We start from the raw sequence: 26,265 nt of genomic DNA, 5'->3' as shown, positions 1-26,265 counted from the left end.
CGGTGACCCTCAGCGCCGGATGGCGTTCGGAAAGTACATGGCTGTCAGGCTGCGACTGTGGACCGGCGAGAATCCCTCCGGGGTGCGGGGGCCGTCGGACGCATAGCGGCGCCAATCGCGCACCCAGTGCAGCGCGTCGCAGATTTCCACCAGGCCGATGGTTTCCCGGTCACCAATCAGGATGCCGTGCACGCGCAATCCAAGATCGCTCTTTGCGCGACGCAACTGCTCCAGGGTGGTCGGCGTCAGGCCGAATTCCCCGTCGCTGACGATCAGCAGATCCGCATCGTGCCAGCCGGCCTCGGACAGGGTGGCAATCGCCCGTTCGATCGGTGTCTGGACATCGGTGCCACCGTCGAAGGACTGGCCCATCAGGTCCAGCAGAGTGTCCAGGCCCTTGCTGCCGGTGCCCAGTTCCCGCTCCAGCAACTCTCCCGGCCCTCCGAAGGCCAGCAGGCGGCAGGCGCGTTGACCAGCACTGGCGCTGCGCAGGGCTTGCAGCACGCAGGCCTTGGCCACGTTCTCGGGTGCCCCACGCATGGAACCCGAGGTGTCCAGGCAGACCAGCAGAGGGCCAAGGCCAACGGGAACGGGTGGTGAGTGTGCTGCGCTGCCTGCGCCCGGTTGGGGGCGTGGTCGCGGCGCTGGACTGCGGTCGTCGTAGGTCAGCAGCCGTGCCTCGACGAAGCGGGCTCGCCACAGGCGGCGAAGGACCGGGTGGGTCATCGCCAGGCTTTCACTGCCAGTCATGCGCTCGATCACGCGCGAGGTGCGCACGCCATCGACCGAGGCGGGCTCGGGTTGCCGATCGTCGTCTTCGCCGGGCAGCGGCAGGGCAGGGTGGGTGTCCGCCGGCTGTGCCCGCCTCTGCGCTGCGGTCGGTGCATGGGCTTGCAGCTGCCGGCGCCCCACCGCCTCGATGAAGGCGCTCAGGGCCGGCATCTGGTCCAGGAGCCCACCGATCCGGCGGGCTTCGGACCACTCCCGGCTGTTCAGACGTCCCTGGAGCTGATCCCATTGCAGGCGGGCGCCGTCGCCCAGCGACTGGAGCAGGGCCAGCGCTTCTTCCCATCCCTGACGCTGCAGTACCCACTGGTCGCGGAAGCTGTCGGCCGCGTCCACCAACGCCTGGGCCCTGGTATCTCCCTCAGGCCGGTCGATCAGGCTGTCCAGGTGCCAGAGCAGGCTTTGCAGGAGCTGCTGCACGAGGGCCGGCCTGCCCTGAACGAGTCCGGGCAGCGCCAGTTCAGTCATCACAGGGCGAAACACGCCGAGGGCGGTCGGGTCCCCCAGATCCACGGCCAGTGGCGGAAGTCGCCCCGCGTGAAGGGCCTCGCACCAGGCCATCAGTCCGCTGAGCCGAGCCTCCGTGCGGCCAGCGCTGCAGACCACCGACCAGCGCCAGAGTTCGCGCGGCAGCGCCTGCAGGTGGTGCCAGGGCCGATCGGGCGCGCGGTCCACGGTGGGCGTGACGCTTATGCCGACCAGGTGACCGGGGCGGGAACCTGTGCCCCTGACGGTGTGCTGTCCGCCAGACGGGGCAGATCGGCAAACCCCTGGCGGACCTGCTGCAGTCGCCCGCACACGCCATCAATCTGCGCACAACGGTGCGCCTGCGCAGCCTCCACCCGCTGGCGCCATGAAGGGGGCAGCCAGGGATGGCCTCGGGCGTCATCCAGCACCTGCTCGGCCACCGCATGCACATCGGTGGCCAGGGTACGGGCCTGTGCCAGCACTTCGTCCACCTGCCGGACCCGGCTGTCGATGTGCAAGGCACCATACCGGCGCCGTGCCCGGTCGCTGGCGATGCGCACCAGCTCGCTGTCCTGCACCGGACCGGCGATGGCACGCGCCAGGGCCAGCTTGCCAGCGCTGTCGTCCTGGGCGTCAGCGGGAGCCCTCTGCTCGATGTCCAGTTGCTGCTCGAAGGCCAGGGTGGCCCGTTCCAGACCGTCGATCGACAGCGGATCGGCCTGTGCCACCGTGGACAGGAACCAGTCGGTCCAGCCCGGCACGTCGCGGGGATGGGCCGCCAGGACAAACGGCAGGATCCAGGCGTCCCACAGATCCACCGCCGTGTCGCCCCGGCTGGCCGCCTCGACCTGCAGCAGGTGGGCCACCTGACGCCAACGCCGATCGGAGACTGTCTGGCCCAGTCCGGCAGCGCGTTCCCGGGCCGCGCCCAGCAGGGCCAGGGATTCGGCGTCCAGGCGGACCGCGAGGGCGCGGGCCTTCAGATCGGCTCTTTCCTCGGCACCCAGGGTGGCGCCAGGCGCCCCGGTGGAGATGTCCTGTGGCAACCTCACTTGCAACAGCGCGGTAAAGTGCGCATCATCCACCGGCTGCACCGGCACCCGCAGCAGGAACCGGTCGTAGAAGGCCTGCAGGCTCTCGTCCTGTGGCACCTCATTGCTCGCACCGACCAGGCACACCAACGGCACGGGCACCCGCTGGTGGCCGTTGTCGAACATCCGCTCGTGCAGCAAGCCCAGCAGGGTGTTGAGGATGGACGAGTTGGCCTTGAAAACCTCATCCAGAAACGCCACTTCGGCCTGCGGCAGGTAGCCCTCGGTCAGGCGCTCGTAGCGGTCCTCTTCCAGGGCCTTGAGCGAGAGCGGGCCAAACAGTTCTTCAGGTACCGAGAAGCGCGTGAGCAGCCGCTCGAAGTACCGCGATCCGGGCAGCAGGTGCTGCAGTCGCCGGGCCAGTTCGCTCTTCGCCGTGCCCGGTGGGCCGATCAGCAGCACATGCTCGCCCGCCAGCGCCGCCAGCAGCAGCGCCCGGACGGCTACATCGCGCTGGAGCAGGCCACGCTCGAGTTCATCAATCGCGGCCGTCCAGCGCATGGTTTCAGACTCGCTCGAAGATCGCTGCGATACCCTGTCCGCCGCCGATACACATCGTGACCAGGGCGTAGCGGCCATTGACTCGCTGAAGCTCGTGCAGTGCCTTGACCGTGATCAGCGCGCCAGTGGCTCCAATCGGGTGTCCCAGCGAGATGCCCGATCCGTTGGGGTTGACCTTGGCCGGGTCCAACCCCAGTTCCTTGGTGACCGCGCAAGCCTGGGCGGCAAAGGCCTCGTTGGCCTCGATCACGTCCAGATCGGCCGCGGTCAGGCCGGTCTTCTTGAGCACGGCCTGGGTGGCCGAGATCGGGCCCACGCCCATGATCTTCGGGTCCAGACCGGTGTGGGCGTAGCCGACCAGGCGGGCCAGCGGCTTGGCGCCGCGGGCCTGGGCCGCCTTGGCGTCCATCAGCACCACGGCGGCGGCCGCGTCGTTGATGCCCGACGCATTGCCAGCGGTCACGGTACCGTTCTCCTTGACGAACACCGGCTTGAGCTTGGCAAAGTCTTCCAGCTTGGCACCGGTGCGGAAATGCTCGTCGGTGTCGTAGGCCACGTCGCCCTTCTTGCTCTTGAGCATGACGGGAACAATCTGGTCCTTGAAATAGCCGGCTGCCGTGGCGCGCTCGGCGCGGTTGTGGCTTTCCAGCGCCAGGGCGTCCTGCATCTCGCGGGTGATGCCGTACTTGGCGGCCACGTTTTCGGCGGTCACACCCATGTGGATGTTGTGGAACGGGTCGTGCAGGGCGCCGATCATCATGTCCACCATCTTGGTGTCGCCCATGCGGGCGCCCCAGCGCATGTTCAGGCTGGCGAAGGGCGCGCGGCTCATGTTCTCGGCACCGCCGCCGATGGCCACGTCGCAGTCGCCCAGCAGGATGGACTGGCTGGCCGAGACGATGGCCTGCAGGCCCGACCCGCAGAGGCGGTTGACGTTGAAGGCCGGCGTGGTCTCGCTGCAGCCGCCGTTGATGGCCGCCACGCGCGAGAGGTACATGTCCTTGGGTTCGGTGTTGACCACATGGCCGAACACCACATGGCCGACGTCCTTGCCCTCGGTGTGGGCGCGGGCCAGCGCCTCGCGCACGACCAGGGCACCCAGTTCGGTGGGGGGGATGTCCTTGAGGCTGCCCCCGAAAGTACCGATGGCGGTACGGACAGCACTGACGACGACAACTTCACGGCTCATGGCGGGCTCCTTGGATGGGGTGAACGGATACTGCCTCCATGGTAACGCCAGCCATGGGTGGCCCTGGTGCGGCGTGTCCGGTTCGCGAACCGGCGCCGGACGGCGACCTCAGACCACCAGGCGTGCCATCACCGACAGCCGGTCACCCCCGGTGGGCCGGGTCACGAACAGCTCACCCATGGCAGGGAACTCACCGGTCAGTGCGCTGATGTTGACCTGGTGTGTGACCAGCATCCAGTTCTCCGGCGATCGAACCGATGGCACCGCTTTCAGCACCTCGCGTGTCTGCGCCTCGCCGCTGTTGTTCCTGAAAAAGGAGTTGATGGCGGGCCAGACCTGGTGCCGCCCGAATGCCAGATCGGCGGTGTCGGTGCAGCGGCACCAGGCGCTGCTGCGCACCTGGGACAGCACGATGCCCTGTTGCCGGAAGGCTTCTCCCACGCGCCGGGCCTGTTCGCGCCCCTCGTCGCTGAGATTGCGCTGGGTGCGGCAGTCGCCCAGCCTGAAACCCGGCGGGTCGCCCACGCCCGCCACGGTCTGGGCGTGGCGCATCAGCACAACGCAGCCGCCCTCCCGCAGGAGGGACCAGAACCGTTCGTCCGCCTGCGCGCCCAGAGGCAGCAAGGCACAGGCGGCGAGCAGGCGCCGGCGGGCAATGGTGGTCTCGTGGTCGGTCATGGGTGCGGTGACGTGTGATTGGGTCGACCCGGCAGCGGATCAGTCGCGCACATCGGCCACCGGGTTCTGCCCGAAATCGGGCCGGTCCAGCCAGGCCAGCACGCGCTGAGCCGCCTCTTCCGGGCTTGAGAGCTGCCCCTGCCGCTGGAGTTCCACAAAGCGATCCCGATCCGGAAAGCCGGCCGGGTCACCGCCCCTGAGCTGCACCTGCATGTCGGTGTCAATGACCCCGGGCGCCAGCGACACCAGCCGTGCGCCGTGCGGCCGCTCGGCCTCGTCGAGGGCGCTGCAGCGCGTGAAGTGGTCCATGCCGGCCTTGGCTGCGCAATAGGGTGCCTGCGCAGCCATGGCACGGCGACCCAGGCCGGAGGAAATGTTCAGCACTTTGCGCTGACCGCGCCAGCCGGCATCGACCCAGCGGCCCGTTTCGCGCAGGAAGGCGGCGGTCAGCTGCATGGGCGCTTCCAGTCCGACCCGCAGAGCATTGGCCAGGTCGTTGGGCGGACACTGGTCCAGCGGACCGATGCGGGGGATCACGCCGGCGTTGTTGATCAGGGTAGCGCTGGCCAGTCCCGAGCGGTCCAGCCCGGCCAGCCATTGCCCCAGCCGTTGGGCGGCCCCGATGCTGTCGGCCAGGTCCTGTTGCCACTGCTCCAGCAGGGCGCCGCCCGAACTGGCGCGGGCCGCCAGGTCCGCATCCGCGCTGCGCGAAATGCACAGCAGCAGTCGGTTCGGGGCCAGCAGTTGGCGGGCCATGGCCTGACCCATCCCGCGCGAGGCGCCGGTGAGGATGAAGAGATGTCGGGTGGCGTCGTTCATGTCCTTGATGTTCAGAAGGGGCAGGGGCTGTCGAAGCGAAGGCGCTCGCCGCTGACCGGGTGAGGGATTTCCAGCGTGCAAGCGTGCAGCATCAGTCGGGAGGCCAGTGCCTGCTGAGCGGAGTCCGCGTAGAGCGGATCACCCGCGATCGGGTGGCCGATGGCCTGCAGATGCACGCGCAACTGGTGCGAGCGACCGGTCACGGGTTCCAGTTCTACCCGGGTGCTCAAATCCGAGTCCACAGACAGGTCAAACCCAGGGTCCATATCCAGCCGCCAGCGGGTGAGGCTGGGCTTGCCGTGCTCGTGCTGCACAATGCTGCGGGGCCGGTTGAGCCAGTCCACCATCAGGGGCAGGTCGATGGTGTTCCAGCCGTTGTCAGGCAGCGCATTGGCCAGCCGCCCAGCCACCACGGCCCGGTAGCGCTTGTGCGTCATCCGTCGCTCGAAGGCGCCGCTGAGCCGTCGCTGGGCCTCGATGCCCCGGGCCATGACCACGATGCCCGAGGTGGCCATGTCCAGGCGGTGGACCACCAGGGCGTCGGACCACACCGCCTGCACCCGTGCGCTCAGGCAGTCCTGCTTGTCCGGGCCGCGTCCGGGGACGGCGAGCAGCCCGGCTGGCTTGTCCAGCACCAGCATGGCTTCGTCGGCATACAGCACGGGTACCCCGGGCACCACCATGCTCATCCGGCCCCCAGCGCCTGGCGGACCTCATCGGCGGGCAGGCTGCGTGCCGCACCAAAACCGGCCACCTGACGGGCGCCCAGCACCGTCAGTCTGACAAACCGGAAGTCGCCCAGGGCGGTCATTGGCTCGGCCTCCGGGAAGCGTTCGAGGTACACCCGCCTGGCCCGGTCCGCGTCTTGGCTGCCTGGGGTGCAGAAGCTGGCCTCCACTTCAAGGCTCACACGCGGCAGGGCATGGACGGGCTCATCGGCCCGCTCGGCATCGGTCACGAGCAGTGTGGCCCGCGGCCTGGCTTGCAGATAGCCGGTGTGCGCCGCCAGTCCGCTGACATGCAGGATGAGCTCTCCGGCGTCCCTGTCGATGGCATACGGGACCATCGAAACAAAGGCGTGTCCTTCGTCCGAGACCGTGCCCAAGGCCGCCGTGCGGCGGCTGACCACCAGTTGGCGCAAGGCGCGGGTCAGTGAATGCTCTCCCATGGTGCGGCGCCCCGCTCAGCGCACCACAATCTCGGCGCGCCGGTTGCGTGGCTCGACCACATCGTCCTCGGTGGGGACCACCGGCTCCCGCTCACCGCGTCCGACGGCCTCGACCAAATCGGACTGAAAGCCGCCTTCAATCAGCAGGTCACGGATGGCATTGGCCCGTTCGAGCGAGAGACGGTCGTTGGCATCGGCAGCCCCCTGGCGATTGGTGTGTCCGGTCACGATCAGTTCGCCCCCCGGACGCGTGCGGGCCCGTTCGATCACCGTGGCCAGCAGGGCTTTGGACTCGGCCGTCAGCTGTGAGGTGCCAGGCTCGAACTGCAAAGTGAAACGCTCGGGTGGCTGCGGCTGGAGCGCCAGCAGGTTCGGGTAGGTTTTGGCCACGTCCTCGGCGGTGGTGGTGGCCGGCGTCAGGCGTCCATCGCGCGAGATCTCGGCGACGCCATAGGGTTGGTCGACCAGCAATTGTGCCTTCGGTGTGGTCACCGTCACCTGGCTGGCGGGCGAATCCGCCTGGGGCAGCAGGATGACGCGCGAGACCGGCGCACAGGCGCCCAGCGTCAGCAAACCGGTGAGGATCAGGGCGGGGCGCAGGGCAAGCATCATGGACATTGTCGTCTTTGGCATGGTCAGCGGGCGGGTTCGGCATCCACGATGAAATCGGTGCCCCTGACGCCGACGACCGAGGTGGGGGTGCGCACCTTGAAGACGTCGGGGTTGACTTTGGCCAGCAAGCCGGTTACCACCCGGACGGATCCTTGCAGCAGGTCCAGCAGGAAGTTGCCCTGCTGGGTGGTCGCATCAAAGGCGAACTGGTCCAGACGCATGGCACTGTCCGGCCCCAGGGTCAGTGTGGTGCCATCGCGCATCACGACGCTGGCCGATCCCTTCGGCCCCGTCTCCAGTCGGTCGGCGGGGACCAGGGCGGTCCCCGGAACGGCGGCCTGCCGGGGGGCGGTGTCCCGGCGGATCCACACCTCGCCCGTGACCTGTTTGAGGGTGCCGGCCTTGATCAGCGTGTCGCCGGACAAGGTCGGCGTGGTCTGTGCGCACAGGGAGCCAGCCGCAAAGGCCAGGGCCATCGGGACCAGGGCGCGTCCCAGCGATGTCATCAGGGAGGAAGGCTTCATTTGTCAGTCATTGGTATGAATATGTGTCTGCGATGTTACTGGAGGGGGCATGGGTCCGCCAAGCATGGCCCGGCGTTTGGGTCGGTAAAATCCGCCGGTTTTGCCTCCAATACCCATGAGAATCCTGCTCGCGCCCATGGAAGGTCTGCTGGACGCGACGCTGCGCGATGTCCTGACGCGCACCGGCGGCATTGACCGTTGCGTGAGTGAGTTCATCCGCATCACCGACACCCTGTTGCCCGAGCGTGCGTTCTACCGTGTGGTCCCCGAACTGCATCGCGGCGGCTTCACGCGGGCGGGTGTGCCCGTGCGGGCTCAGCTGCTGGGGTCCGATCCCGTGTGCATGGCCGAGAACGCGGCCCGCCTGGCGAGTCTGGGCGGTCACGGGGTGGATCTGAACTTCGGGTGCCCGGCCAAGACCGTCAACCGCAGCCGGGGTGGTGCCGTGTTGCTGGACGAACCCGAACTGGTGGGCCGCATCGTGGCGGCGGTGCGGCGCGCCGTGCCCGCCGATGTGCCGGTGTCGGCCAAGATGCGGCTGGGGTACCACGATGACCGGGTGGCCGAGGATTGTGCGACCGCCATTGCCGAGGCGGGTGCGCAGGAACTGGTGATCCACGCGCGCACCAAGGCGCATGGGTACCGACCCCCGGCCTACTGGGAAAGGGTGGCCCAGGTGCGGGAGTCACTGCCTGCCGGTCGCACAGTGACGGTGGTGGCCAATGGCGAGATCTGGCGCCCGGAGGACGCCCATCGCTGCCGCGAAGTCACGGGTTGCGACGACCTGATGATCGGGCGCGGCATGGTGACAGATCCGGGACTCGCCCTGGCGATCCGGGGCGAAGGCGGTGTGCCGTGGTCGCAGATCCTGCCGCTGCTGAGCCTGTTCTGGGAGCAGGTCAGCCAGCGGGTGGAGTCGCGCCACCGCGCCGGGCGCATGAAGCAATGGCTGAACTACCTGCGGCGGCACTATCCGCAGGCCCAGCAGGCCTTCGACGAGCTGCGCGTGTCCAATGACCCGCGACACATCCAGGCCTGGTTGCTGGTTCACGCGCCGGTGTCGGCCAGCACGGACCCGATCGCCTTGCCTGCAGCAGGTTTCGCTCATCCGTGTTAACTTCCGGCCCCCGGGGGAGAATTCCGGGCATCCTGGAACCGATCATGACCGAACCCTCACAACGGCTGCTCTCATGGGGCGCCGACCGCCTGCGCGGCATGAAGCGTGGCCTTGAAAAAGAAAGCCTGCGCGCCCAACCAGACGGCAAACTGGCGCTCACGCCGCACCCGGCGGGACTGGGCAGCGCGCTGACGCACCCGCACATCACCACCGACTACAGCGAGTCCCAGCTGGAGCTGATCACCGGTGTGCACGGCAGCGTCGAGTCCTGTCTGGCGGAGCTGACCGATATTCATCAGTTCACTTTGCGCACCATGCAGGCGCAGGGTGGGGCGGCCGGTGAGGAAATGCTCTGGGCCTCCAGCATGCCGTGCGGGCTGCCCACCGACGAGACGATTCCGCTGGGTCGCTATGGTTCGTCCAACGTGGGCCGCGCCAAGAGCGTCTACCGCATGGGCCTGGGGCACCGGTATGGCCGGCGCATGCAGACCATCAGCGGTATCCACTACAACTGGTCGATGCCCGGTGTCGACAACGAAGGCTATTTCGCGCTGATCCGCAATTTCCGCCGTCATGCGTTCCTGCTGCTGACCCTGTTTGGCGCTTCGCCCGCCGTGTGCTCCAGCTTCGTGGAAGGCCGCCAGCACGAGCTGCAGCCCCTGGGGCAGGGTGGGTCTCTGCACATGCCCCATGGCACCTCGTTGCGCATGGGGCGGCTGGGCTACCAGAGCGATGCGCAGTCCACGCTGGCCGTCAGCTACAACAGCCTGGAAGGCTATGCCGCGTCGCTGCACGATGCCTTGACCCGGCCTTGGCCGGCCTATGAGGCCGTGGGCATCCGCAACCCGGGTGGGGACTACAACCAGCTGGCGACGACTCTGCTGCAGATCGAGAACGAGTTCTACGGCACCATCCGCCCCAAGCGCGTCATTTTCCCGGGCGAGAGGCCCCTGCATGCCCTGCGCGAGCGGGGTGTCGAGTACATCGAGGTCCGTCTGATGGACCTCAACCCCTTTGAGCGCATCGGCATTGACGCCGACACACTGCGTTTCCTGGATGTGTTCCTGCTGCACTGCCTGCTCTCGGACAGCCCGCCCGACACGCCGCAGGAAATCCGCGAACTGGCCCAGAACCAGCACCTGACCGCGGCGCGTGGTCGCGAGCCGGGGCTGACCCTCTCCCGTCGCGGGCAACCGGTCTCCCTGGTCGGGTGGGGGCTGGAACTGCTGGATGAACTCATGCCGCTGGCCGTCGCCATGGACGGGCTGCTGGACAGCGAGCACCACGCACGGGTGATTGCACAGGCGCGGGAGCGCCTGCAGGCGCCCGACACGCTGCCGTCGGCCCGGGTGCTGGCGGCCGTCCGGCGCGACCATGCCGACTCCTTCGTGGCCTTTGCCCGTGCCCAGTCGCAGCGCATCCGCGACGAACTGCTGGCGCTGCCGTGGAGTGCCGCCCAGCAGGCCCGTTTCGAGGCCATGAGCGCAGCCTCGGTGGCCGAGCAGCAGCGCATCGAGGCGGCCGACACCATGCCCTTCGAAATCTACCGGCAGGAGTACGTGTCGGCGGCGCGGTTGGGGAAACCGCTTGAGGCTGTGCCCGCCTGAGGCTGCATCCAGTGGGCTTGCGCACTGCCTGTTGAACAGGCAGTCCAACAAAGTCTGTTGCGCGACAAGGACTTATCCGCGCCCTACAGACATGCCCTGAACTTATGCACAGGCTTGTCCAGTGTTTCGCGGGACAAGTGGATATCCAGCCCTGCAGCACTGCCTGTTTGTTGGGCAGTCTGATACTTCCCCTTGGCGGACAGGCACTTAGGTCAGCCGTACAGGCTTCCTACCGGGTTATTCACACACTTGTCCAGTGAAACACGGGAAAACCCGCAAGCTGTTCACACCTCGCCGCCAAAGCGCTTGATGAGGTTGGCGATGTACTTCTCGACCAGCTTCTCGAATTCGCCCTGGACCACCGGCACGACCACCATCTTCATCAGACCGGGCAACGGTACCTCGATCTCGCCCTCGATGGCCAGTTCGATGTCGGTGGCCTTGCCGGCGCGGTCGCCGATCTTCCAGTGACCGCTGACCAGGGCATTGCCCACGCCCTTGACCGGCGTCCATTTGACCGTGCCCTGTCCCTTGGCCGCATCGAACTTGCTGGTGTACTTGCTCGCGTACACCGTCTGGATGTTGACCTGGGTCGTGCCCACCTTCTGCATTTCCCACTGGTAGACTCCACCGCCCAGGTCGGTCAGCTGCTCGACCTTGGGGAAGTGGCTCACCGATGTCGGCACGTCCGACAGCACCTCGAAGACCTCGGCCGCCTTGGCCTTGACGCTGAATTCGTAGCCCAGATCGATCTTGACGGTGATGCTCATGAATCTCCTCGCGGGGTTGGGTGGACAATTCATTGTGCCCGAGCCCTGTCGGCGACGCCATTGGCCGGAACCCGGGTGGTGGCGCTTCCCTTTTCTGTCGTCCCTCACCATTCTTCTGCCATGAGTGTCCAGTGGTTTCCCGGTCACATGCACCTGACGCGCCAGGCCATCGCCGAGCGCGTCAAGGAAATCGATGTCGTCATCGAGATGCTGGATGCGCGCCTGCCCGGCAGCAGTGCGAACCCGCTGATGCAGCAGCTCACCAGCGGCCGTCCCACCCTGAAGGTACTCAACAAGCAGGACATGGCCGATCCTGCGCGCACGGCGCTGTGGCTGGCCCACTACAACGCCCAGCCCGACACACGCGCCATCGCACTGGACGCCAGCGTCACCGCACCCGCGCGGGCGCTCATCGACGCCTGCTTCGAGCTGGCGCCCAAGCGCGGTGGCATGCTCAAGCCGATGCGGGTGCTGATCTGCGGCATCCCGAATGTGGGCAAGTCCACGCTGATCAACACGCTCAAGGGCAAGCGCGCGGCCAAGACCGGGGACGAGGCCGGCGTGACGCGCACCGAGGCGCGCATCGTGCTGGCCGACGACTTCTACCTTTACGACACGCCTGGCATGCTCTGGCCACGCATCTTCGTCCCTGAAAGCGGTCACAACCTGGCCGCCAGTGGGGCGGTGGGCAAGAATGCCTACGACGAGGAGGAGGTCGCCTACGAGCTGATGGCCAAGCTCAAGACCGACTACCCTGCGCTGATGGAAGCGCGCTACCAGCTGGGCCTGTCGCCCGAGGCCTGGGCGCAGACCCACGACGACGAGCTCGTCGAGGCCATCGGACGCAAGCGCGGCGCGCTGGCCAGCGGCGGCCGCGTCAACATGCAGAAGGCGGCCGAGCTGGTGATCGCCGATTTCCGTGCCCTGCACATCGGCCGCATCACCCTGGAGACGCCCGAGCAGTTCGCGCGCTGGCTCAAGGCTGGCAAGCAGGCCGATGCCGAACGCGCGGCTCGCAAGAAGAAGCTGCGGGAAGAAGGGCACATCAGCCCGGAACGCAAGCCCAAGTCCGACAAGCGTTCAGCGGCGCGCAAGCCACACTGAAGACCGGAGACCTCCCATGTCCACCATCACCGCCCCCTCGAATCCTGAAGCCGATCCCCGTGTCAAGGCGGTGTTCGATGACATCCGCGCCACGCGCAAGACCGATTTCATCAACAACATGTGGCGGTACCTCGCCTTCGACCCGACACTGCTGGAGCAGACATGGGCCGAGGTCAAGCGTGTGATGGCCACCCCGTCCAGCCTGGACCCGCTGACCAAGGAGATGGTCTACATCACCGCGTCCATCATCAACGGCTGCAGCTACTGTGTGCACTCGCACACCGCGGCGGCCACCGCCAAGGGCATGACGCGGGAGCAACACGCCGAGTTGCTGGCCATCATCGCGCTCGCCGCCAAGACCAATCAACTCGCCACCGCGCTGCAGGTACCGGTGGACCCGGAATTCCAGAAGGGTTGAGCCTGATCAGGGGTGGTTCGTGCGTGCGTTCCTGGCACGGCGCAAGGAGATCTCGGCGCAGGTGATTCGCCCGTGAGACACGGCGTTACTTGAACTTGTCCTTGTCTTTGCCGCGCGGGATCACGGAGGTGACCGGTGCGACCGGACGGTCGGAGCTGACCGGGCCCTTGGGCACCGAGGTGTCCTTTTTCGGCTTCTTGCTCATCTTCTCGTTGCGCTGTTCCTTGCCCATGGGGTGCTCCGTTGTAATAGGCCGCAGGCTGCAGCCGACCAGCTGATGTTAGCGGCCTTCGGCCGGGCTGGGCAGCGTCTGAATCTCGTCGGGCGGTGCCACTGTGACGGCCACCTCCAGCGTATGTCGGGCACCTCCCTGGATGACGCCGCGCATGGGCGAGACGTCGGCAAAATCCCGGCCGATGGCCAGCGTGACATAGTCCTCGCCCGGGCTGCCCCAGCCGCAGCGGTTGTTGGTGGGGTCGAAGTCCAGCCAGACGCCGCTGGCCGGTGAGTCTCCAGACTGTGCTCCGCAGTCCGGTGGCAACGGCAGGTAGACCGACACCCAGGCGTGCGACGCATCTGCGCCGATCAGGCGGGGTTGTCCTGGCGGTGGCCGGGTGAGCAGGTAACCGCTGACGTAGCGCGCGGGCAGCCCCAGGCTGCGCAGACAGCCGATCATGATGTGGGCGAAGTCCTGGCACACGCCCTTGCGCTGGGCCATCGCCACCAGGGCCGGCGTGTTGACCTCGGTACTGGCACTTTCGTACGTCAGCCCGGTGTGGATATGCACCATCAGCGAACGCACGGCGGCCAGTGCCGACCGGCCGGAGAGGAAGTCCGGGCGGGCAAACGTGGCGAAGGCGTCATCGCGAGGAACGTGCGGCGATGCAAACAGGAACTCGCTGGCCGGGTCGTAGGGTGCGCGTGCGCGGTAGTGAAAGAGGTCACGCACGGATTCCCAGGTCTGTGCCTGCCAGGCCGGGTGATCGGGCAGGGGCGCAGGCGCCTGCGTCACCACCGTGCTGTCTGCGGTTACGGTGAGCGTCTCATGCGGCGACTGCAGCGAGAAGAACGTGCGCAGGTTGCCGAAGGCATCGGTCGTCTGGCTGCGCGAGGCGGGCTCAGGCGTGACGGTCAGCATGTGCGCCCGTACGGTCTGCGTGGCGGTGTCCAGGGGAGACAGGTGGACCATGTGCTGGGCCATGTCCACGCTGCCCTGGTAGCGGTAAGTGGTGGTGTGCAGGATGCGCAGTTCCATGGGGTCAGGCGCCGAGGCTCTGCGTTCTCTGGTCGGCGTGGCTGAAGTGCAGGCGTGTGATCTCGTCGGAGAGATCCGCAGCGGCCCGCTCGCAGGCCAGCAGCAGCTCGGACAAGGCACCGTATCGCACCTGGTGTTCCTGTCGCTGCCAGCAACTGAGTTCGGTCAGTGCCCAGGTGTCGGGGTCGGGCAGGCCCTGGGCCAGCACGGCGTCCTGTGGTGTGGCACTTTTCGAAAGTCTGGCCAGACGCGAGCGCAGCGTCTGCAGTACCCAGGCGATGGAGCGGGGGTTGTCGCGGTCCATCACCAGCAGGTCGATCAGCGCCACCATGTCGCGGCGCTGCTGGTAAGTGGCGTGGAAGGTGATGGTGCTGTCAAACAGGGCGACCACCGCCTCGAAGCCGGCTGTCTCCTGGACGCAGCGGTGTTCCAGCGCCAGCGACAGTGCCCTGGAGAGGGTGACCAGGCGCTCGATGTGACGACCCACGGACAACAGACGCCAGCCATCGTCGCGCATCATCCGATCGGTTTGTGCGCCGGTGATGGCCGCCAGGCGCTCGCTGGCCTGCCGCAGCAGGGCCAGTGCTTCGACGCTGGCGGATTCGGTGTCCGCCGACAGGCCCGCGCCGTCCCGGGTGAACTCTGCCTCGGCCCGTTCAATCAGGTGCCAGTGCTCTGGTGACAGGCGTTCGCGTACCTGCGCGGCAGCCAGCCTGAGCGCGCGCAGGTTGAAGCCGACGCTGAACGAAGAGGCGGCCATCGACGATCCGGGGGGCGGACTCAATCCCGCCAATAGAGAACGCAGGAAAACGCGCGGCGACTGCGCCGCTGTGGGCACGCCAGCCAGCACGAGCGAGTTCTCGACCGCACAGGCGGAAAGCCAGTCCAGCAGGCTCTCGGGCACGGCGTCGTCGCCTTCGAGCAGCTCCAGGGTGATGCGGGCCAGTCGCAGACTGTTCTCGGCGCGCTCGGTGTAGCGACCCAGCCAGAACAGGTTCTCCGCAGCCCGGCTGGTCACAGGCCGCTTGTGCAAGGCCATCGACAGGGTGCTGGGAGCGGTCTGCAACAGACTGGTCATGTCGACCGGGCCTTCGGTCAAGATCCAGCAGTCGGCACTGCTGCCTCCCCGCTGCATGGCCGCCACCAGCTGACCCCGCGGGGCCAGCCGGACCAGGCCGCCAGGCAGCACCCGCCAGGAACCCGGGCCGTCGGCCAGCGCATAGACCCGGAGCATGGCCGAACGGGGCATCAGTCGTCCCTCAGACCAGGTGGGCGTCTGCGACAGGGGCATCCAGTCCTGCACGGTGTGGAGCTCGGGCTCACGCATCAGGCGTCCCGCCCACTCGTCCAGTGCCCGGTGATCCAGAGTCTGACCGATGACGGTGTCCATCCCGGATCGGGGGTAGGTCGGCCGGATGACCCCGTCGCGAAGCCGCGGGACGACCTCTCGCAGGGCCGCCTCCTCGCCGCACCACCAGGTGCCCAGCGATGGCATCAGAAGTTCCTCGCCCAGCAGGTGTTGTGCGATGCCCGGCAGAAAGCCGAGTAGGGCACTGGACTCGAGGACGGCCGAGCCCGGCATGTTGGCCAGCAGCAGATTGCCCGCCCGCAGGACCTGCAGCAGGCCGGGCACGCCCAGGGTGGAGTCTGCGCGCAGCTCCAGCGGATCGAGCCATTCGTCGTCCAGGCGCTTGATAAGGGCGTGAACAGGTTCCAGCCCACCGAGTGTCTTGAGGTACAGGCGCTGGTCGCGCACGGTCAGGTCGTTGCCTTCCACCAGGGTCAGGCCCAGGTAGCGCGCGAGGTAGGCGTGCTCGAAGTAGGTCTCGTTGTACGGTCCGGGGGTCAGCAGGGCAATCCGGGTGTCCTCCCCCTGGGGGGCCTGACGTTTGATGCCATCCATCAGCGCGCGGTAGCTGGCGGCCAGGCGCTGGACCTTCATGCCGGCGAACGCCTTGGGGAACTGTCGTGAGATGGCGATGCGGTTTTCCAACAGGTAACCCAGCCCGGACGGTGCCTGGGTGCGTTGCCCCACCACCCACCACCGGCCATCCGGACCGTGGGCCAGATCAAAGGCCATCACGTGCAGCCAGGTCTCACCGGCCGGGCTCAGGCCCCGAAGCGCGCGCAGGTAGCCCGGATGTCCTTGCACGAGGGCCGGTGGCAGCAGGGACCGCTGCAGCAGTTCCTGTGGACCATACAGGTCCGACATCATCCGATTGAGCAGTCGGGCTCGTTGCAGCACACCTGTCTCGATCGTGGCCCAGTGCTGTGGTGGCACCAGCATCGGGAACAGGTCGAGGGCCCATGGCCGCTGCAGACCGGAGGCGTCGGCGTACACGTTGTAGGTGATGCCGTTGTCATGGATCTGCCGCTGCAGGCTGGCGGTACGCCGGTCGAGGTCGGCCACGCCGTCCATGCCGACGTGGCCGAAAAATTCGGCCCACGGCGGGCTTATCCGGCAGTCTCCGCTCCGCAACTCATCCAGGTGTCCGCCGTCGGCAGGGACGGCGGCGGCCATGGCCCAATCCGCCGGTGTCTGCGGCGGCAGGTCGTCAAACAGGGAGTCTCGGGCGTCGGGTTGCACGGTTAGCGAGTATGCCCGCGGGCGTCATCCACTGACCCGGCATGGGTGAAGACCCTGTGGCGGCACGACGACATCGCCTTGGCTGCATTCAAGTCCGCAGGTCCAGGGTGAAGGGGAACTCCCGGTTGATCTCGGCGGTCGTGGCAGTTAGCCGACCCGGGGTGTGACCCATCTGGAAGAAGCGCGAGAGGCGCCGGCTTTCGGCCTCGTAGGCGTTGATCGGGAAGCTGTCGTAGTTGCGGCCTCCGGGATGGGATACGTGGTACTGGCAGCCCCCGAGGGAGCGGTTCATCCAGGTGTCGACGATGTCAAAGGTCAGGGGGGCGTGCACGCCGATGGTGGGGTGCAAGGCGCTGGGCGGGTTCCAGGCCTTGTAGCGCACACCGGCCACGTGCTCACCGGCGGTGCCCGTGGGCTGCAAGGGCAAGGTGCGGCCATTGCAGGTGATGCGGTAGCGGCTGTCGTTCCAGCCGGTGACGCGCACCTCGATCCGCTCCAGGGAAGAGTCCACATACCGCACCGTGCCGCCGACGGCGCCTTCCTCGCCCATGACATGCCAGGGCTCCAGGGCGTTGCGCAGCGTCAGCTCGATGCCCCGTGCGGCCACCTGGCCGACCAGCGGGAAGCGGAACTCGAAATGGGGTTCGAACCAGGCCATGTCGAACGGGTATCCCTCCTCGGCCAGCTCCGTGAGCACATCCTCGAAGTCCATGCGGATGAAGGTGGGCAAGAGGTATCGGTCGTGCAGTTCGGTCCCCCAGCGCGTGAGCCGACCCGACCACGGCCGGCGCCAGAAACGCGCGATCAGGGCCCGCAACAGCAACTGCTGGGCAATGCTCATGCGGGCGTGGGGCGGCATCTCGAAGGCGCGCAGTTCCAGCAAGCCCAGACGCCCGGTGGAGGCGTCGGGCGAGTACAGCTTGTCGATGCAGAACTCGCTGCGGTGCGTGTTGCCGGTCACATCGATGAGGATGTTCCTCAGGGTCCGATCGACCAGCCAGGGCGGCATGTCCGTGCCGTGGAGCTGCCGGTTGCGCTCGATCTGCGCCAGCGCGATCTCCAGCTCGTAGAGCTGGTCGTTGCGGGCCTCGTCCACCCGAGGCGCCTGGCTGGTGGGGCCGATGAACAGGCCGCTGAACAGGTACGACAGCGAGGGATGGTTGTGCCAGTAGGCAATCAGGCTGCCCAGCAGCTCGGGCCGTCGCAGGAAGGGGGAGTCCGAGGGCGTGGCACCACCGAGCACGAAATGGTTGCCGCCGCCCGTACCGGTATGGCGGCCATCGGTCATGAACTTCTCGGCGCACAAGTGCGTCTGGTGCGCGGCTTCGTACAGGAACTCCGTGCGCTCGACCAGTTCGGCGAAGCTGCTGCTGGGGTGGATGTTGACCTCGATCACACCGGGGTCGGGTGTCACCTGCAGCATCTTCAGGCGCGGGTCACGGGGAGGCGGGTAGCCTTCCAGGACGACCTTGACGCCCAGCTTCTCTGCGGTGGCCTCCACCGCGGCCAACAGGTCCAGGTAGTCCTCCAGGCGCTGCAGCGGCGGCATGAACACATACAGGTGCTGGCTCCTGCCGCCGCTGGACTGTTCGGCCTTGGGTCCGTTGGCTCGCTGGGGATCGCGGGCTTCGACGCACAGTGCCGTGCGGGTCAACCAGGCGGCCGACTCGCCGCGCTGTGGATATCGGGCGGCCAGCGCCTGCGCGGGGGCCGAGGCCGGATGGGGCTGGCCCGGTCTCAGACCCAGGGCCTGCGCCTCGGCGCTGTCGTCGTACCAGTCGGTGCCTTGCAGGGAGACGGTGCCGCCCTCGGCGAACCCGCCACCGACCGTGTGCGGGTGCACCTGGTGGCGCAGGGCGGTACCGCTGGGCAGGGGGTCACGCGCCGTGTGGGGATCCTGCTCGATGTGGTACGGGTAGTCCCCCTTGGATACCCACGGCAGCGAGTCCAGGGGCAGGCGATAGCCCATGGGCGAGTCTCCGGGGATCAGATACATCCGTTCGTCCCGGAAGAACCAGGGGCCGGTCGACCAGACCGAGCCGCTGACCCGTTGGTAGGCGCTTTTGCCGTTGGTCGACAGCGGCCCGAAGCCGGAGGCCTGCAAGGGCAGCACATAGCCGACCACGCTGTCGAGTCCCTGGCCGAACACCCGGCGAAGCCGTGCGCGCTCCAGCTCGTCACCCAGTTTGCTGTCGAAGGGATCCACGTTCACCGGCAGCCGGCGTTCGCGCCAGAGAAAGTACCAGGTGTCTTCGTAGCCAGGGGTGATGTACTGGGTGCTCAGGCTCAGGCGCCGCGCGAGTGCCTGCGTGAACCGGAATGCGTCGTCGCTCGTGTAGTGGGCCTCTTCGCGCTCATCCGCCAGCAGGGCAGGGTCGTGCCAGCAGGGCTCGCCGTCGGCGCGCCAGAATACCGACAACGCCCAGCGCGGCAGCTGTTCGCCGGGGTACCACTTGCCCTGGCCCATGTGCACGAACCCGCCGGCGCCATAGCGCTCGCGCAGACGGCCAAGCAGCTCGGTGGCATAGCCGCGCTTGGTGGGACCGAGTGCGTCGGTGTTCCACTCCGCCGCGTCGCGGTCACCGGTGGCGACATACGTGGGTTCCCCACCCATGGTCAGCCGGACATCGCCGCGGTCAAGGTCGCGGTCGACCTGATCGCCCAGACGCAGGATGGCCGACCACTGGTCCTCGGTGTAGGGCCGTGTCACGCGGGGCGACTCGTGGATGCGCGTGACCTTCATCTCATGGCTGAACTCGACCTCGCAAGGATCCACGCCGCCTTCCACGGGGGCTGCACTGGAGGGTTGCGGTGTGCATGCCAGCGGGACGTGTCCTTCTCCGGCCAGCAGGCCCGAGGTGGGATCCAGACCGATCCAGCCGGCACCGGGCAGGAACACCTCGCACCAGGCGTGCAGGTCGGTGAAGTCGGCTTCCGGACCGCTGGGGCCATCAATGGCCTTGACGTCGGGCGTGAGCTGGATCAGGTACCCCGAGACGAAACGCGCGGCCAAGCCCAGGTGGCGCAGCAGTTGCACCAGAAGCCAGCCTGAATCCCGGCAGGACCCGCTCTTGAGCGTGAGCGTTTCTTCCGGGGTCTGCACGCCCGGCTCCAGACGGATGGTGTAGGCGATGTCCTGCCAGAGCTTCTGGTTGATGCCGACCAGGAAGTCGATGGTGCGTTGTTCCGACCGGTCGATCTGCGCCAGGTAGCGGGCGAGCAGGGGCGTCACCGGCGCCGTCGCCAGGTAGGGCGCCAGCTCCTGTCGCTGCGCTTCGTCGTAGGCGAAAGGAAACTTTTCCGCCCGGGGCTCCAGGAAAAAGTCGAACGGGTTGTACACCGCCATCTCGACCACCAGATCGATCGTGACCTTGAACTCGGTGGTCGGGTCAGGAAATACCAGTCGGGCCTGGTAGTTGGCGAACGGATCCTGCTGCCAGTTGATGAAATGCCGGACCGGATCGATGCGCTGCGAGTATGAGAGCACCTTGGTGCGGCTGTGGGGCGCAGGCCGCAGGCGGATGACCTGGGGGCCGAGCTTGACGGCGCGGTCGTACCGATAATGCGTGGTGTGACTCAGGGCGACATGAATAGCCATGCTCGGGTCTTTCGACAGGGAGGAAACAACAAATGCGACAGCCAGGTCACCCCCGGCAGGTGCCAGTGCGCACCGAGATATTTCAAGCAAATCTTGCGCCAGCTTCATGACGCCCCTGTTGCTGGGCTGGGTGGCCGGCGTTGCCGGGCAACTGCAGCAGGCCTCGCTCTGGGCAGACTGGGTCTACGCGCTCCTGTTGCTGGTGGCCCTGGCCATCGGTATGGGGCTGTGGCGGATCCAGGGGAGCGGGATCGCAAGGTCGCTGGGCTGCCTGCTGGTGGGGGTGCTGGCCGGTGCAGGGCAGGCCGGCTGGCGCGCCGCCGATTTCGCGGCACAGGCGATGGACCCTGCCCTGGAAGGGGTTCTGCTGCTGGTCTCTGGCCGGATCGACAGCCTGCCACAGCGCGGGGCTGATGGTCACCAGCGGTTCGAGCTGGCCGTCGACGCCGCCGAGCGCCAGGGGCGCCCCGTTGGCATTCCGGACCGCCTGCTGCTGTCCTGGTACCCGCCCCGTGGGCAGGAGGGACGTGCCCCACCCGTGGTGCGGGCAGGCGAGCGATGGCAACTGCCCGTCACGCTGAAGCGGCCGCACGGGCTGCTCAATCCCCATGGCTTCGACCGCGAGCGCTGGCTCTGGGAGCACGGCATCGGGGCCACTGGCTCCGTCAAGGCAGGACGACACGACCGACAGATCCGCCGTCTGGCGCCATCGGGTGCCTGGCGCATCGATGCCGCCCGGCAGGCCGTTCGCGAACAGATCGACTCGCGCGTGGCCGACGACAGGCAGGCCGGGGTCATCGCCGCCCTGGTCGTGGGGGACCAGAGCGCCATCCTGCGCCAGGACTGGGAGTTGTTTCGGGTCACCGGGGTCGCGCACCTGATGAGCATTTCCGGTCTGCATGTCACCATGTTCGCCTGGCTGGCCATGCGGCTGGTCTCCGCCTTGTGGCGCGCCTTGGCCCGGCGTCGCCCGGCGGTGGCCCTGGCCGTGCCCGTGCCGGTCGCCGCAGCCTGGGGCGGCATTGTCCTGGCCACTGCTTACGCGCTCTTTGCCGGCTGGGGCGTGCCGGCGCAGCGCACCTTGCTGATGCTGGCGGTGGTGCTGGGGTTGCGCCTGCGCGGACACCGGTGGCCGTGGCCCCTGGTCTGGTTGCTGGCCATGGCGGTGGTGCTGCTGCTCGACCCGCTGGCCTTGATGCAACCGGGCTTCTGGCTGAGTTTTGTGGCCGTGGGCATCCTGTTTTCATCGGATCCGGGCCGGTCGCTGGTCCCTGAAAGCCAGGTACATGGCTGGCATCGCCCCCTGAGGTCCGTGGGGCGCCTGCTGGCCGAACAGGGGGTGATCACTTTGGCCCTGGCGCCCCTGACCCTCATGCTGTTTGCCCAGGTGTCGCTGGCGGGGCTGGTGGCCAACCTGATGTCGGTGCCCTGGGTCACGCTGGTGGTTACGCCCCTGGCCTTCCTGGGGGTGTTGCTCCCCTGGGCATGGGATGTTGCCGCTGTGGCGCTGGGGTGGATGAGCCACGGTCTGGAATGGATCGCGACGCTGCCGTGGGCGGTGATCGAACGGCCCATCGCTCCCTGGCCGCTGGCGGCCGCCGCCGTGGTCGGGGGCATTCTTCTGGTGCAGCGCTGGCCCTGGGTGCTGCGCTCGGCGGGACTGCTGCTGGTATGGCCTGCGCTATTGTGGTCGCCTGCGCGCCCCGCGCCCGGGGATTTCGAGGTCATGGCGATTGACGTGGGCCAGGGAAGCGCCATTTTGGTGCGCACCACCCGCCACGCCTTGCTGTTTGACACCGGCCCCCGGCAAGGCGAGGACAGCAGCGCGGGAGAGCGGGTCATCGTGCCACTGCTGCGTGCCTTGGGCGAGCAGCTGGATGCCGTGGTGGTAAGTCACGCCGACAGCGACCATGCGGGCGGCATGGAGGCGATCGCTGAGGCCCATCCGCAGGCGCGCTGGCTCGCATCGTTTGCCACCGAGCCATCTCGGCGCTGTGTCGCCGGCCAGCACTGGGAATGGGATGGTGTGCGTTTCGACATCATGCACCCCTGGCCTCAGGACTACGCCGAGGACGGTCGGACGCTGCTGGAGGACAACGCCATGTCCTGTGTCTTGCGTGTCACCCACGCGGCCGGCCAGGAGTCTGCCTGGCTGACCGGGGACATCGATGCCGATCACGAGGTTCGCCTTGCCATGGCCCACCCCCAGGCGACGGCCACTCTCCTGGTCGCGCCCCATCACGGCAGTGCCACGTCGTCGAGTCCGGTCTGGCTCAACACCCTGCAGCCAAGGCACATCGTCATCCAGGCCGGCTACCGCAACGCCTTTCGGCATCCGTCGCCCACCGTGCTGGCACGCTACAGTCAGCGCGACATCCCCTGGGTCAGTTCCCCGGCCTGCGGGGCCGCCACCTGGCGCAGTGCTGACCCCGGACGGGTGCAATGCTGGCGCCATCAGGATCGGCGATATTGGCGCTCTGCGCCGCGAGAGGCGAGCGCAGCGGCGGGTTGGACGGCGAAAGCAGGGGAATCTCTGGCCGAAGACACCGATGACTGATCCTGCGCAACTCCGGTTGGCCCGCTCCTTGCTATGCTCTCTGGCAGGAGAAATCGCATCATGAGCCGACCGATGTACGACGAAATGCATGCCTCGCCAGACGAGGTGCGGGCCCACTACCTGAACTACGCCCGCTGGTTGGCCCAGCAACCGCCGGAGGTCATGGCCTCGCGCCGGGAAGAGGCCGAAATGATCTTCCGCCGCGTGGGCATCACCTTCGCCGTCTACGGCGCCAAGGACGAAGACGGTGCCGGCACCGAACGCCTCATTCCTTTCGACCTGATTCCCCGCATCATTCCGGCCCACGAATGGACGCGCATGGAAGAGGGGTTGGTGCAGCGGGTCACCGCCCTCAACCGCTTCATCCATGACGTCTATCACGATCAGGAGATCATCAAGGCGGGCATCGTGCCGGCCGACCAGATCTTCCAGAACGCCCAGTTCCGGCCCGAGATGATGGGCGTCGAGGTGCCCCAGCAGATCTATTCGCACATCGCCGGCATCGACATCGTGCGTGCGCCGGTGCCCGGCAACGGGGGGCAGGCCGAGTATTACGTGCTGGAGGACAACCTCCGGGTGCCCAGTGGCGTGTCCTACATGCTCGAGGACCGCAAGATGATGATGCGGCTGTTTCCCGAGCTGTTCACCGAGAACCGGGTCGCGCCGGTGGCCCACTACCCGGACCTGTTGCTGGAGACCTTGCGGTCGGTGAGCCCAGCCACCACGGCCGAGCCGACGGTGGTCGTGCTGACCCCAGGCATGTACAACAGTGCCTATTTCGAGCACGCCTTCCTGGCCCAGCAGATGGGGGTGGAACTGGTCGAGGGCCAGGACCTGTTCGTCAAGGACAACTTCGTCTACATGCGCACCACGCAGGGACCCCGCCGCGTGGATGTGATCTATCGGCGCGTGGACGACGACTTCCTCGACCCGCTGGTGTTCCGGCCCACCTCCACGCTCGGCTGCGCCGGCCTGCTGGGGGTGTATCGCAGCGGCAACGTGACCATCTGCAACGCGGTGGGCACCGGTGTGGCCGACGACAAGTCGATCTACCCGTACGTGCCGAAGATGATCGAGTTCTACCTGGGCCAGAAACCCATCCTGTCCAACGTGCCGACGTTCATGGGCCGGGACCCCGAGGACCTCAAGTACATCCTGTCCAACCTCAAGGACCTGGTGGTCAAGGAAGTCCACGGCGCTGGCGGCTACGGCATGCTGGTCGGTCCGGCCTCGACAGCGGCCGAGATCGAGGAGTTCCGGCAGGCCGTGATCGCCAAGCCCGATGGCTACATCGCCCAGCCGACGCTCAGCCTGTCGACCTGTCCCACCTATGTGAACAGCGGCATTGCCCCGCGCCACATCGACCTGCGGCCTTTCGTGCTGTCGGGCAAGGACGTGCAGATGGTGCCCGGTGGCCTGACCCGAGTGGCCCTCAAGGAAGGCTCGCTGGTGGTCAACTCGTCGCAGGGCGGCGGCACCAAAGACACCTGGATCCTGGAGAACTGAGCATGCTGTCCCGTACCGCCGACCACCTTTTCTGGATGTCCCGCTACACCGAGCGGGCCGAGAACACCGCGCGCATGCTCGACGTGAATTACCAGACCTCCCTGCTGCCGCAGTCCGCCGCCGTGGCGCAGGTGGGCTGGGAAGGCCTGCTGTCCATCAGCGAGCTGATGCCGGCGTTCGTGGCCAAATACGGCGATCGTGCGATCACGCCGCGCAACGTGCTGGATTTCATGGTCCGAGACGAGAACAACCCGTCGTCGATCGTGTCCTGCCTGCGGGCGGCCCGCGAAAATGCGCGGGCGGTGCGCGGTGCCCTGACCACCGAGGTCTGGGAGACCCAGAACAGCACCTGGCTCAAACTGGCCGGCTACCTCAAGACGCGGGATTTCGAGCGCGATCCCGGCGCCTTCTTCGAGTGGGTCAAGCACCGTTCGCACCTGTCCCGAGGCGTGGCCATCGGCACGATGCTGCAGGATGAAGCCTTCCACTTCTACCGCATGGGCACCTTCCTGGAGCGTGCCGACAACACGGCGCGTCTGCTCGACGTGAAGTTCCATGCCGTGCAAAGCGACTTCTTCGGGGCCGCCAGCGAGCAGGACCAAGAGTACGACTTCTACCACTGGAGCGCGATCCTTCGATCGGTCTCCGCGTTCGAGATCTACCGCAAGGTCTACCGGGATGTGATCACCCCCGAGCGGGTGGCCGAACTGCTCATCATCCGCCCGGACATGCCGCGCAGCCTGGCGGCCAGCATGAACGAGGTCGTGAACAATCTGGGCGTCGTCTCCAACGACCACTCCCACGAGACCGAGCGGCGGGCTGGCAAGCTGCGTGCCGATCTCCAGTTTGCACGGATTGACGAGATCCTGGCCACCGGATTGCACGCGTTCCTGACCCAGTTTCTCGACCGGGTCAACGACCTGGGTGGGCGCATCAGTCAGGATTTCCTGGTGCCGACCCACTGACCAGAGTCCCGGGTGGCCGGGGCTGCCCGGGCTGCTGAAGGCACAATGCGGTTACCCTCTGGTGTTCCCGCAGGCAGCCTGTTGCCACCCGGTCCATGAAACTCCACGTCCGTCACACCACCGCCTACCAGTACACCGAACCCTTGCTCTATTCGGTGCAGAACCTGCACCTGTGGCCCCTGTCGGGCCCGGGCCAGACGGTGCTGGACTGGCGCATCCAGGTGCCTGGCCGCCTGCATGCCCAGCCGGACGGACTGGGCAACCGGATGCACAGCTTCACGCTCACGGCGAGTCCGGAGCAGGGCTTGCGCGAACTGCGCATCGTCGCCGAAGGCACCGTGATGACCCTGGTCGAGCCCGTGTTCGAGGATGCGCCAGGCTTGCCGCATCCCGCCTTCTACCGCCGCTCCACCACCCATGCCGAGCCACATCCCCGAATGACCGCATGGGCCAGGGAGGTGGTTCCCCGGGTTGCACCAGGACAGTGCGAAACCCCGGTCGATCAGGTGCTGGATCTGGTGCATGCGGTGGCCGACAAGGTGCGTTACCGGCCAGGACGCACCGCCGTGGAGACCACGGCGCTGGAGGCTTTCGACTGGGGGCTGGGCGTGTGCCAGGACCAGGCCCATGTGCTGGTGGCCGTGTGTCGCAGCCTGGGGTTGCCGGCCCGATATGTCAGCGGCTACTTCTACGCCGCCAACGAACCTGATCTGGCCAGCCACGCTTGGGTCGATGTCTGCATCGATGTCCAGGCCCGGCGATGGGTCAGCGTGGACGTGACCCATCGCTGCCTGGTGGACGAGCGCCACATCCGGCTGGCTTGCGGCAACGACTACACCGTCTGTCCACCCGTCAAGGGCTTGCGACGGGGCGGTGGCGATGAGCAGCTGTCGGTGGATATCCGGATCGAACCCGTGTCGGCGGGCTGAAACCGTGCGACTCGCC

22 protein-coding genes are annotated in these 26,265 nt (G+C 67.3%); 8 read left to right on the top strand and 14 right to left on the bottom strand.

Annotated features, from left to right (window positions below):
• Positions 1–9: 9 nt before the first annotated feature.
• The 9 genes from ACFQNJ_RS05780 to ACFQNJ_RS05740 form a co-directional block, all read right to left on the bottom strand.
• Positions 10–1,461, bottom strand: coding sequence for a VWA domain-containing protein (locus ACFQNJ_RS05780; RefSeq protein ID WP_382254825.1), 1,452 nt, complete (start codon positions 1,459–1,461; stop codon positions 10–12).
• 14 nt (positions 1,462–1,475) lie between these two features.
• Positions 1,476–2,846 carry an AAA family ATPase gene (locus ACFQNJ_RS05775; RefSeq protein ID WP_382254823.1) on the bottom strand — a complete coding sequence of 457 codons (1,371 nt, stop codon included), beginning with the start codon at positions 2,844–2,846 and terminating at the stop codon, positions 1,476–1,478.
• 4 nt (positions 2,847–2,850) lie between these two features.
• The gene (gene bktB / locus ACFQNJ_RS05770) at positions 2,851–4,035 is read right to left on the bottom strand and encodes a beta-ketothiolase BktB (RefSeq protein ID WP_374640579.1); all 1,185 of its coding nucleotides are present in this window, start codon (positions 4,033–4,035) and stop codon (positions 2,851–2,853) included.
• A 108-nt stretch (positions 4,036–4,143) separates the two neighbouring features.
• Entirely contained in the window at positions 4,144–4,713 is a 570-nt protein-coding gene (locus ACFQNJ_RS05765; protein WP_382254820.1) for a histidine phosphatase family protein, read from the bottom strand.
• A gap of 39 nt (positions 4,714–4,752) precedes the next feature.
• Positions 4,753–5,532: an SDR family NAD(P)-dependent oxidoreductase gene (locus ACFQNJ_RS05760; RefSeq protein WP_382254817.1), complete on the bottom strand. Its 780-nt coding sequence runs from the start codon at positions 5,530–5,532 to the stop codon at positions 4,753–4,755.
• Between the two features lie 11 nt (positions 5,533–5,543).
• Entirely contained in the window at positions 5,544–6,221 is a 678-nt protein-coding gene (locus ACFQNJ_RS05755) for an RluA family pseudouridine synthase (protein ID WP_382254814.1), read from the bottom strand.
• Positions 6,218–6,700 carry a HugZ family pyridoxamine 5'-phosphate oxidase gene (locus ACFQNJ_RS05750; RefSeq protein ID WP_382254811.1) on the bottom strand — a complete coding sequence of 161 codons (483 nt, stop codon included), beginning with the start codon at positions 6,698–6,700 and terminating at the stop codon, positions 6,218–6,220. The genes ACFQNJ_RS05755 and ACFQNJ_RS05750 overlap by 4 nt, the downstream gene beginning before the upstream one ends.
• Before the next feature lie 15 nt (positions 6,701–6,715).
• The gene (locus ACFQNJ_RS05745; RefSeq protein ID WP_382254808.1) at positions 6,716–7,309 is read right to left on the bottom strand and encodes an OmpA family protein; all 594 of its coding nucleotides are present in this window, start codon (positions 7,307–7,309) and stop codon (positions 6,716–6,718) included.
• A gap of 26 nt (positions 7,310–7,335) precedes the next feature.
• Positions 7,336–7,836, bottom strand: a complete 501-nt coding sequence (locus ACFQNJ_RS05740) for a FecR family protein (RefSeq protein WP_382254804.1) — start codon at positions 7,834–7,836, stop codon at positions 7,336–7,338.
• A 115-nt stretch (positions 7,837–7,951) separates the two neighbouring features.
• On the opposite strand from ACFQNJ_RS05740, the gene ACFQNJ_RS05735 reads away from it, so the two are divergent.
• Positions 7,952–8,953, top strand: coding sequence for a tRNA dihydrouridine synthase (locus tag ACFQNJ_RS05735; RefSeq protein ID WP_374640572.1), 1,002 nt, complete (start codon positions 7,952–7,954; stop codon positions 8,951–8,953).
• A gap of 44 nt (positions 8,954–8,997) precedes the next feature.
• Entirely contained in the window at positions 8,998–10,560 is a 1,563-nt protein-coding gene (gene gshA / locus ACFQNJ_RS05730) for a glutamate--cysteine ligase (RefSeq protein WP_382254802.1), read from the top strand.
• A 284-nt stretch (positions 10,561–10,844) separates the two neighbouring features.
• On the opposite strand, the gene ACFQNJ_RS05725 is transcribed toward gshA, so the two are convergent.
• Positions 10,845–11,330 (bottom strand): SRPBCC family protein, encoded by a 486-nt coding sequence (locus ACFQNJ_RS05725; RefSeq protein ID WP_382254799.1) that lies wholly within the window; start codon positions 11,328–11,330, stop codon positions 10,845–10,847.
• Between the two features lie 120 nt (positions 11,331–11,450).
• On the opposite strand from ACFQNJ_RS05725, the gene ylqF reads away from it, so the two are divergent.
• On the top strand, positions 11,451–12,434 hold the full coding sequence (gene ylqF / locus ACFQNJ_RS05720) for a ribosome biogenesis GTPase YlqF (protein WP_382254796.1): 984 nt from the start codon (positions 11,451–11,453) through the stop codon (positions 12,432–12,434).
• Between the two features lie 16 nt (positions 12,435–12,450).
• Positions 12,451–12,852, top strand: a complete 402-nt coding sequence (locus ACFQNJ_RS05715; protein ID WP_382254794.1) for a carboxymuconolactone decarboxylase family protein — start codon at positions 12,451–12,453, stop codon at positions 12,850–12,852.
• A gap of 85 nt (positions 12,853–12,937) precedes the next feature.
• On the opposite strand, the gene ACFQNJ_RS05710 is transcribed toward ACFQNJ_RS05715, so the two are convergent.
• The 4 genes from ACFQNJ_RS05710 to ACFQNJ_RS05695 all read right to left on the bottom strand — a co-directional run bounded on the left by ACFQNJ_RS05710 (position 12,938) and on the right by ACFQNJ_RS05695 (position 20,292).
• A complete protein-coding gene (locus ACFQNJ_RS05710) occupies positions 12,938–13,084 on the bottom strand; it encodes a hypothetical protein (RefSeq protein WP_382254792.1) in 147 nt (48 codons plus the stop codon).
• 48 nt (positions 13,085–13,132) lie between these two features.
• A complete protein-coding gene (locus ACFQNJ_RS05705) occupies positions 13,133–14,107 on the bottom strand; it encodes a transglutaminase family protein (RefSeq protein WP_382254789.1) in 975 nt (324 codons plus the stop codon).
• A gap of 4 nt (positions 14,108–14,111) precedes the next feature.
• On the bottom strand, positions 14,112–16,628 hold the full coding sequence (locus ACFQNJ_RS05700) for a circularly permuted type 2 ATP-grasp protein (RefSeq protein ID WP_382255377.1): 2,517 nt from the start codon (positions 16,626–16,628) through the stop codon (positions 14,112–14,114).
• A gap of 154 nt (positions 16,629–16,782) precedes the next feature.
• Positions 16,783–20,292: a transglutaminase family protein gene (locus tag ACFQNJ_RS05695; protein ID WP_382254786.1), complete on the bottom strand. Its 3,510-nt coding sequence runs from the start codon at positions 20,290–20,292 to the stop codon at positions 16,783–16,785.
• Positions 20,293–20,398: 106 nt separating this feature from the next.
• Here ACFQNJ_RS05695 and ACFQNJ_RS05690 point away from each other — a divergent pair, with 106 nt between their 5' ends.
• The 4 genes from ACFQNJ_RS05690 (at position 20,399) to ACFQNJ_RS05675 (ending at position 26,249) form a co-directional block, all read left to right on the top strand.
• The gene (locus ACFQNJ_RS05690) at positions 20,399–22,849 is read left to right on the top strand and encodes a DNA internalization-related competence protein ComEC/Rec2 (RefSeq protein WP_382254783.1); all 2,451 of its coding nucleotides are present in this window, start codon (positions 20,399–20,401) and stop codon (positions 22,847–22,849) included.
• A 60-nt stretch (positions 22,850–22,909) separates the two neighbouring features.
• Entirely contained in the window at positions 22,910–24,355 is a 1,446-nt protein-coding gene (locus ACFQNJ_RS05685) for a circularly permuted type 2 ATP-grasp protein (protein WP_382254780.1), read from the top strand.
• A gap of 2 nt (positions 24,356–24,357) precedes the next feature.
• Complete coding sequence (locus tag ACFQNJ_RS05680; RefSeq protein ID WP_374640563.1) at positions 24,358–25,320, top strand: alpha-E domain-containing protein; 963 nt, start codon at positions 24,358–24,360, stop codon at positions 25,318–25,320.
• 95 nt (positions 25,321–25,415) lie between these two features.
• Positions 25,416–26,249 carry a transglutaminase family protein gene (locus tag ACFQNJ_RS05675; protein WP_382254777.1) on the top strand — a complete coding sequence of 278 codons (834 nt, stop codon included), beginning with the start codon at positions 25,416–25,418 and terminating at the stop codon, positions 26,247–26,249.
• The last annotated feature ends 16 nt before the right edge of the window (positions 26,250–26,265 follow it).

This window comes from Hydrogenophaga bisanensis, assembly GCF_042665135.1.
In the GTDB taxonomy this organism is placed as follows: Bacteria; Pseudomonadota; Gammaproteobacteria; order Burkholderiales; family Burkholderiaceae_C; genus Hydrogenophaga; species Hydrogenophaga bisanensis.
This window is presented reverse-complemented; position numbering and strand designations above follow the sequence as displayed.

What these genes read in the sequence shown, in the direction of transcription:
- ACFQNJ_RS05775 (WP_382254823.1), bottom strand. Translation starts at nt 2,846, where the DNA reads ATGCGCTGGACGGCCGCGATTGATGAACTCGAGCGTGGCCTGCTCCAG.
- bktB (WP_374640579.1), bottom strand. Translation starts at nt 4,035, where the DNA reads ATGAGCCGTGAAGTTGTCGTCGTCAGTGCTGTCCGTACCGCCATCGGT.
- ACFQNJ_RS05765 (WP_382254820.1), bottom strand. Translation starts at nt 4,713, where the DNA reads ATGACCGACCACGAGACCACCATTGCCCGCCGGCGCCTGCTCGCCGCC.
- ACFQNJ_RS05760 (WP_382254817.1), bottom strand. Translation starts at nt 5,532, where the DNA reads ATGAACGACGCCACCCGACATCTCTTCATCCTCACCGGCGCCTCGCGC.
- ACFQNJ_RS05755 (WP_382254814.1), bottom strand. Translation starts at nt 6,221, where the DNA reads ATGAGCATGGTGGTGCCCGGGGTACCCGTGCTGTATGCCGACGAAGCC.
- ACFQNJ_RS05750 (WP_382254811.1), bottom strand. Translation starts at nt 6,700, where the DNA reads ATGGGAGAGCATTCACTGACCCGCGCCTTGCGCCAACTGGTGGTCAGC.
- ACFQNJ_RS05745 (WP_382254808.1), bottom strand. Translation starts at nt 7,309, where the DNA reads ATGCTTGCCCTGCGCCCCGCCCTGATCCTCACCGGTTTGCTGACGCTG.
- ACFQNJ_RS05740 (WP_382254804.1), bottom strand. Translation starts at nt 7,836, where the DNA reads ATGAAGCCTTCCTCCCTGATGACATCGCTGGGACGCGCCCTGGTCCCG.
- ACFQNJ_RS05735 (WP_374640572.1), top strand. Translation starts at nt 7,952, where the DNA reads ATGAGAATCCTGCTCGCGCCCATGGAAGGTCTGCTGGACGCGACGCTG.
- gshA (WP_382254802.1), top strand. Translation starts at nt 8,998, where the DNA reads ATGACCGAACCCTCACAACGGCTGCTCTCATGGGGCGCCGACCGCCTG.
- ACFQNJ_RS05725 (WP_382254799.1), bottom strand. Translation starts at nt 11,330, where the DNA reads ATGAGCATCACCGTCAAGATCGATCTGGGCTACGAATTCAGCGTCAAG.
- ylqF (WP_382254796.1), top strand. Translation starts at nt 11,451, where the DNA reads ATGAGTGTCCAGTGGTTTCCCGGTCACATGCACCTGACGCGCCAGGCC.
- ACFQNJ_RS05715 (WP_382254794.1), top strand. Translation starts at nt 12,451, where the DNA reads ATGTCCACCATCACCGCCCCCTCGAATCCTGAAGCCGATCCCCGTGTC.
- ACFQNJ_RS05710 (WP_382254792.1), bottom strand. Translation starts at nt 13,084, where the DNA reads ATGGGCAAGGAACAGCGCAACGAGAAGATGAGCAAGAAGCCGAAAAAG.
- ACFQNJ_RS05705 (WP_382254789.1), bottom strand. Translation starts at nt 14,107, where the DNA reads ATGGAACTGCGCATCCTGCACACCACCACTTACCGCTACCAGGGCAGC.
- ACFQNJ_RS05700 (WP_382255377.1), bottom strand. Translation starts at nt 16,628, where the DNA reads ATGGCCGCCGCCGTCCCTGCCGACGGCGGACACCTGGATGAGTTGCGG.
- ACFQNJ_RS05695 (WP_382254786.1), bottom strand. Translation starts at nt 20,292, where the DNA reads ATGGCTATTCATGTCGCCCTGAGTCACACCACGCATTATCGGTACGAC.
- ACFQNJ_RS05690 (WP_382254783.1), top strand. Translation starts at nt 20,399, where the DNA reads ATGACGCCCCTGTTGCTGGGCTGGGTGGCCGGCGTTGCCGGGCAACTG.
- ACFQNJ_RS05685 (WP_382254780.1), top strand. Translation starts at nt 22,910, where the DNA reads ATGAGCCGACCGATGTACGACGAAATGCATGCCTCGCCAGACGAGGTG.
- ACFQNJ_RS05680 (WP_374640563.1), top strand. Translation starts at nt 24,358, where the DNA reads ATGCTGTCCCGTACCGCCGACCACCTTTTCTGGATGTCCCGCTACACC.
- ACFQNJ_RS05675 (WP_382254777.1), top strand. Translation starts at nt 25,416, where the DNA reads ATGAAACTCCACGTCCGTCACACCACCGCCTACCAGTACACCGAACCC.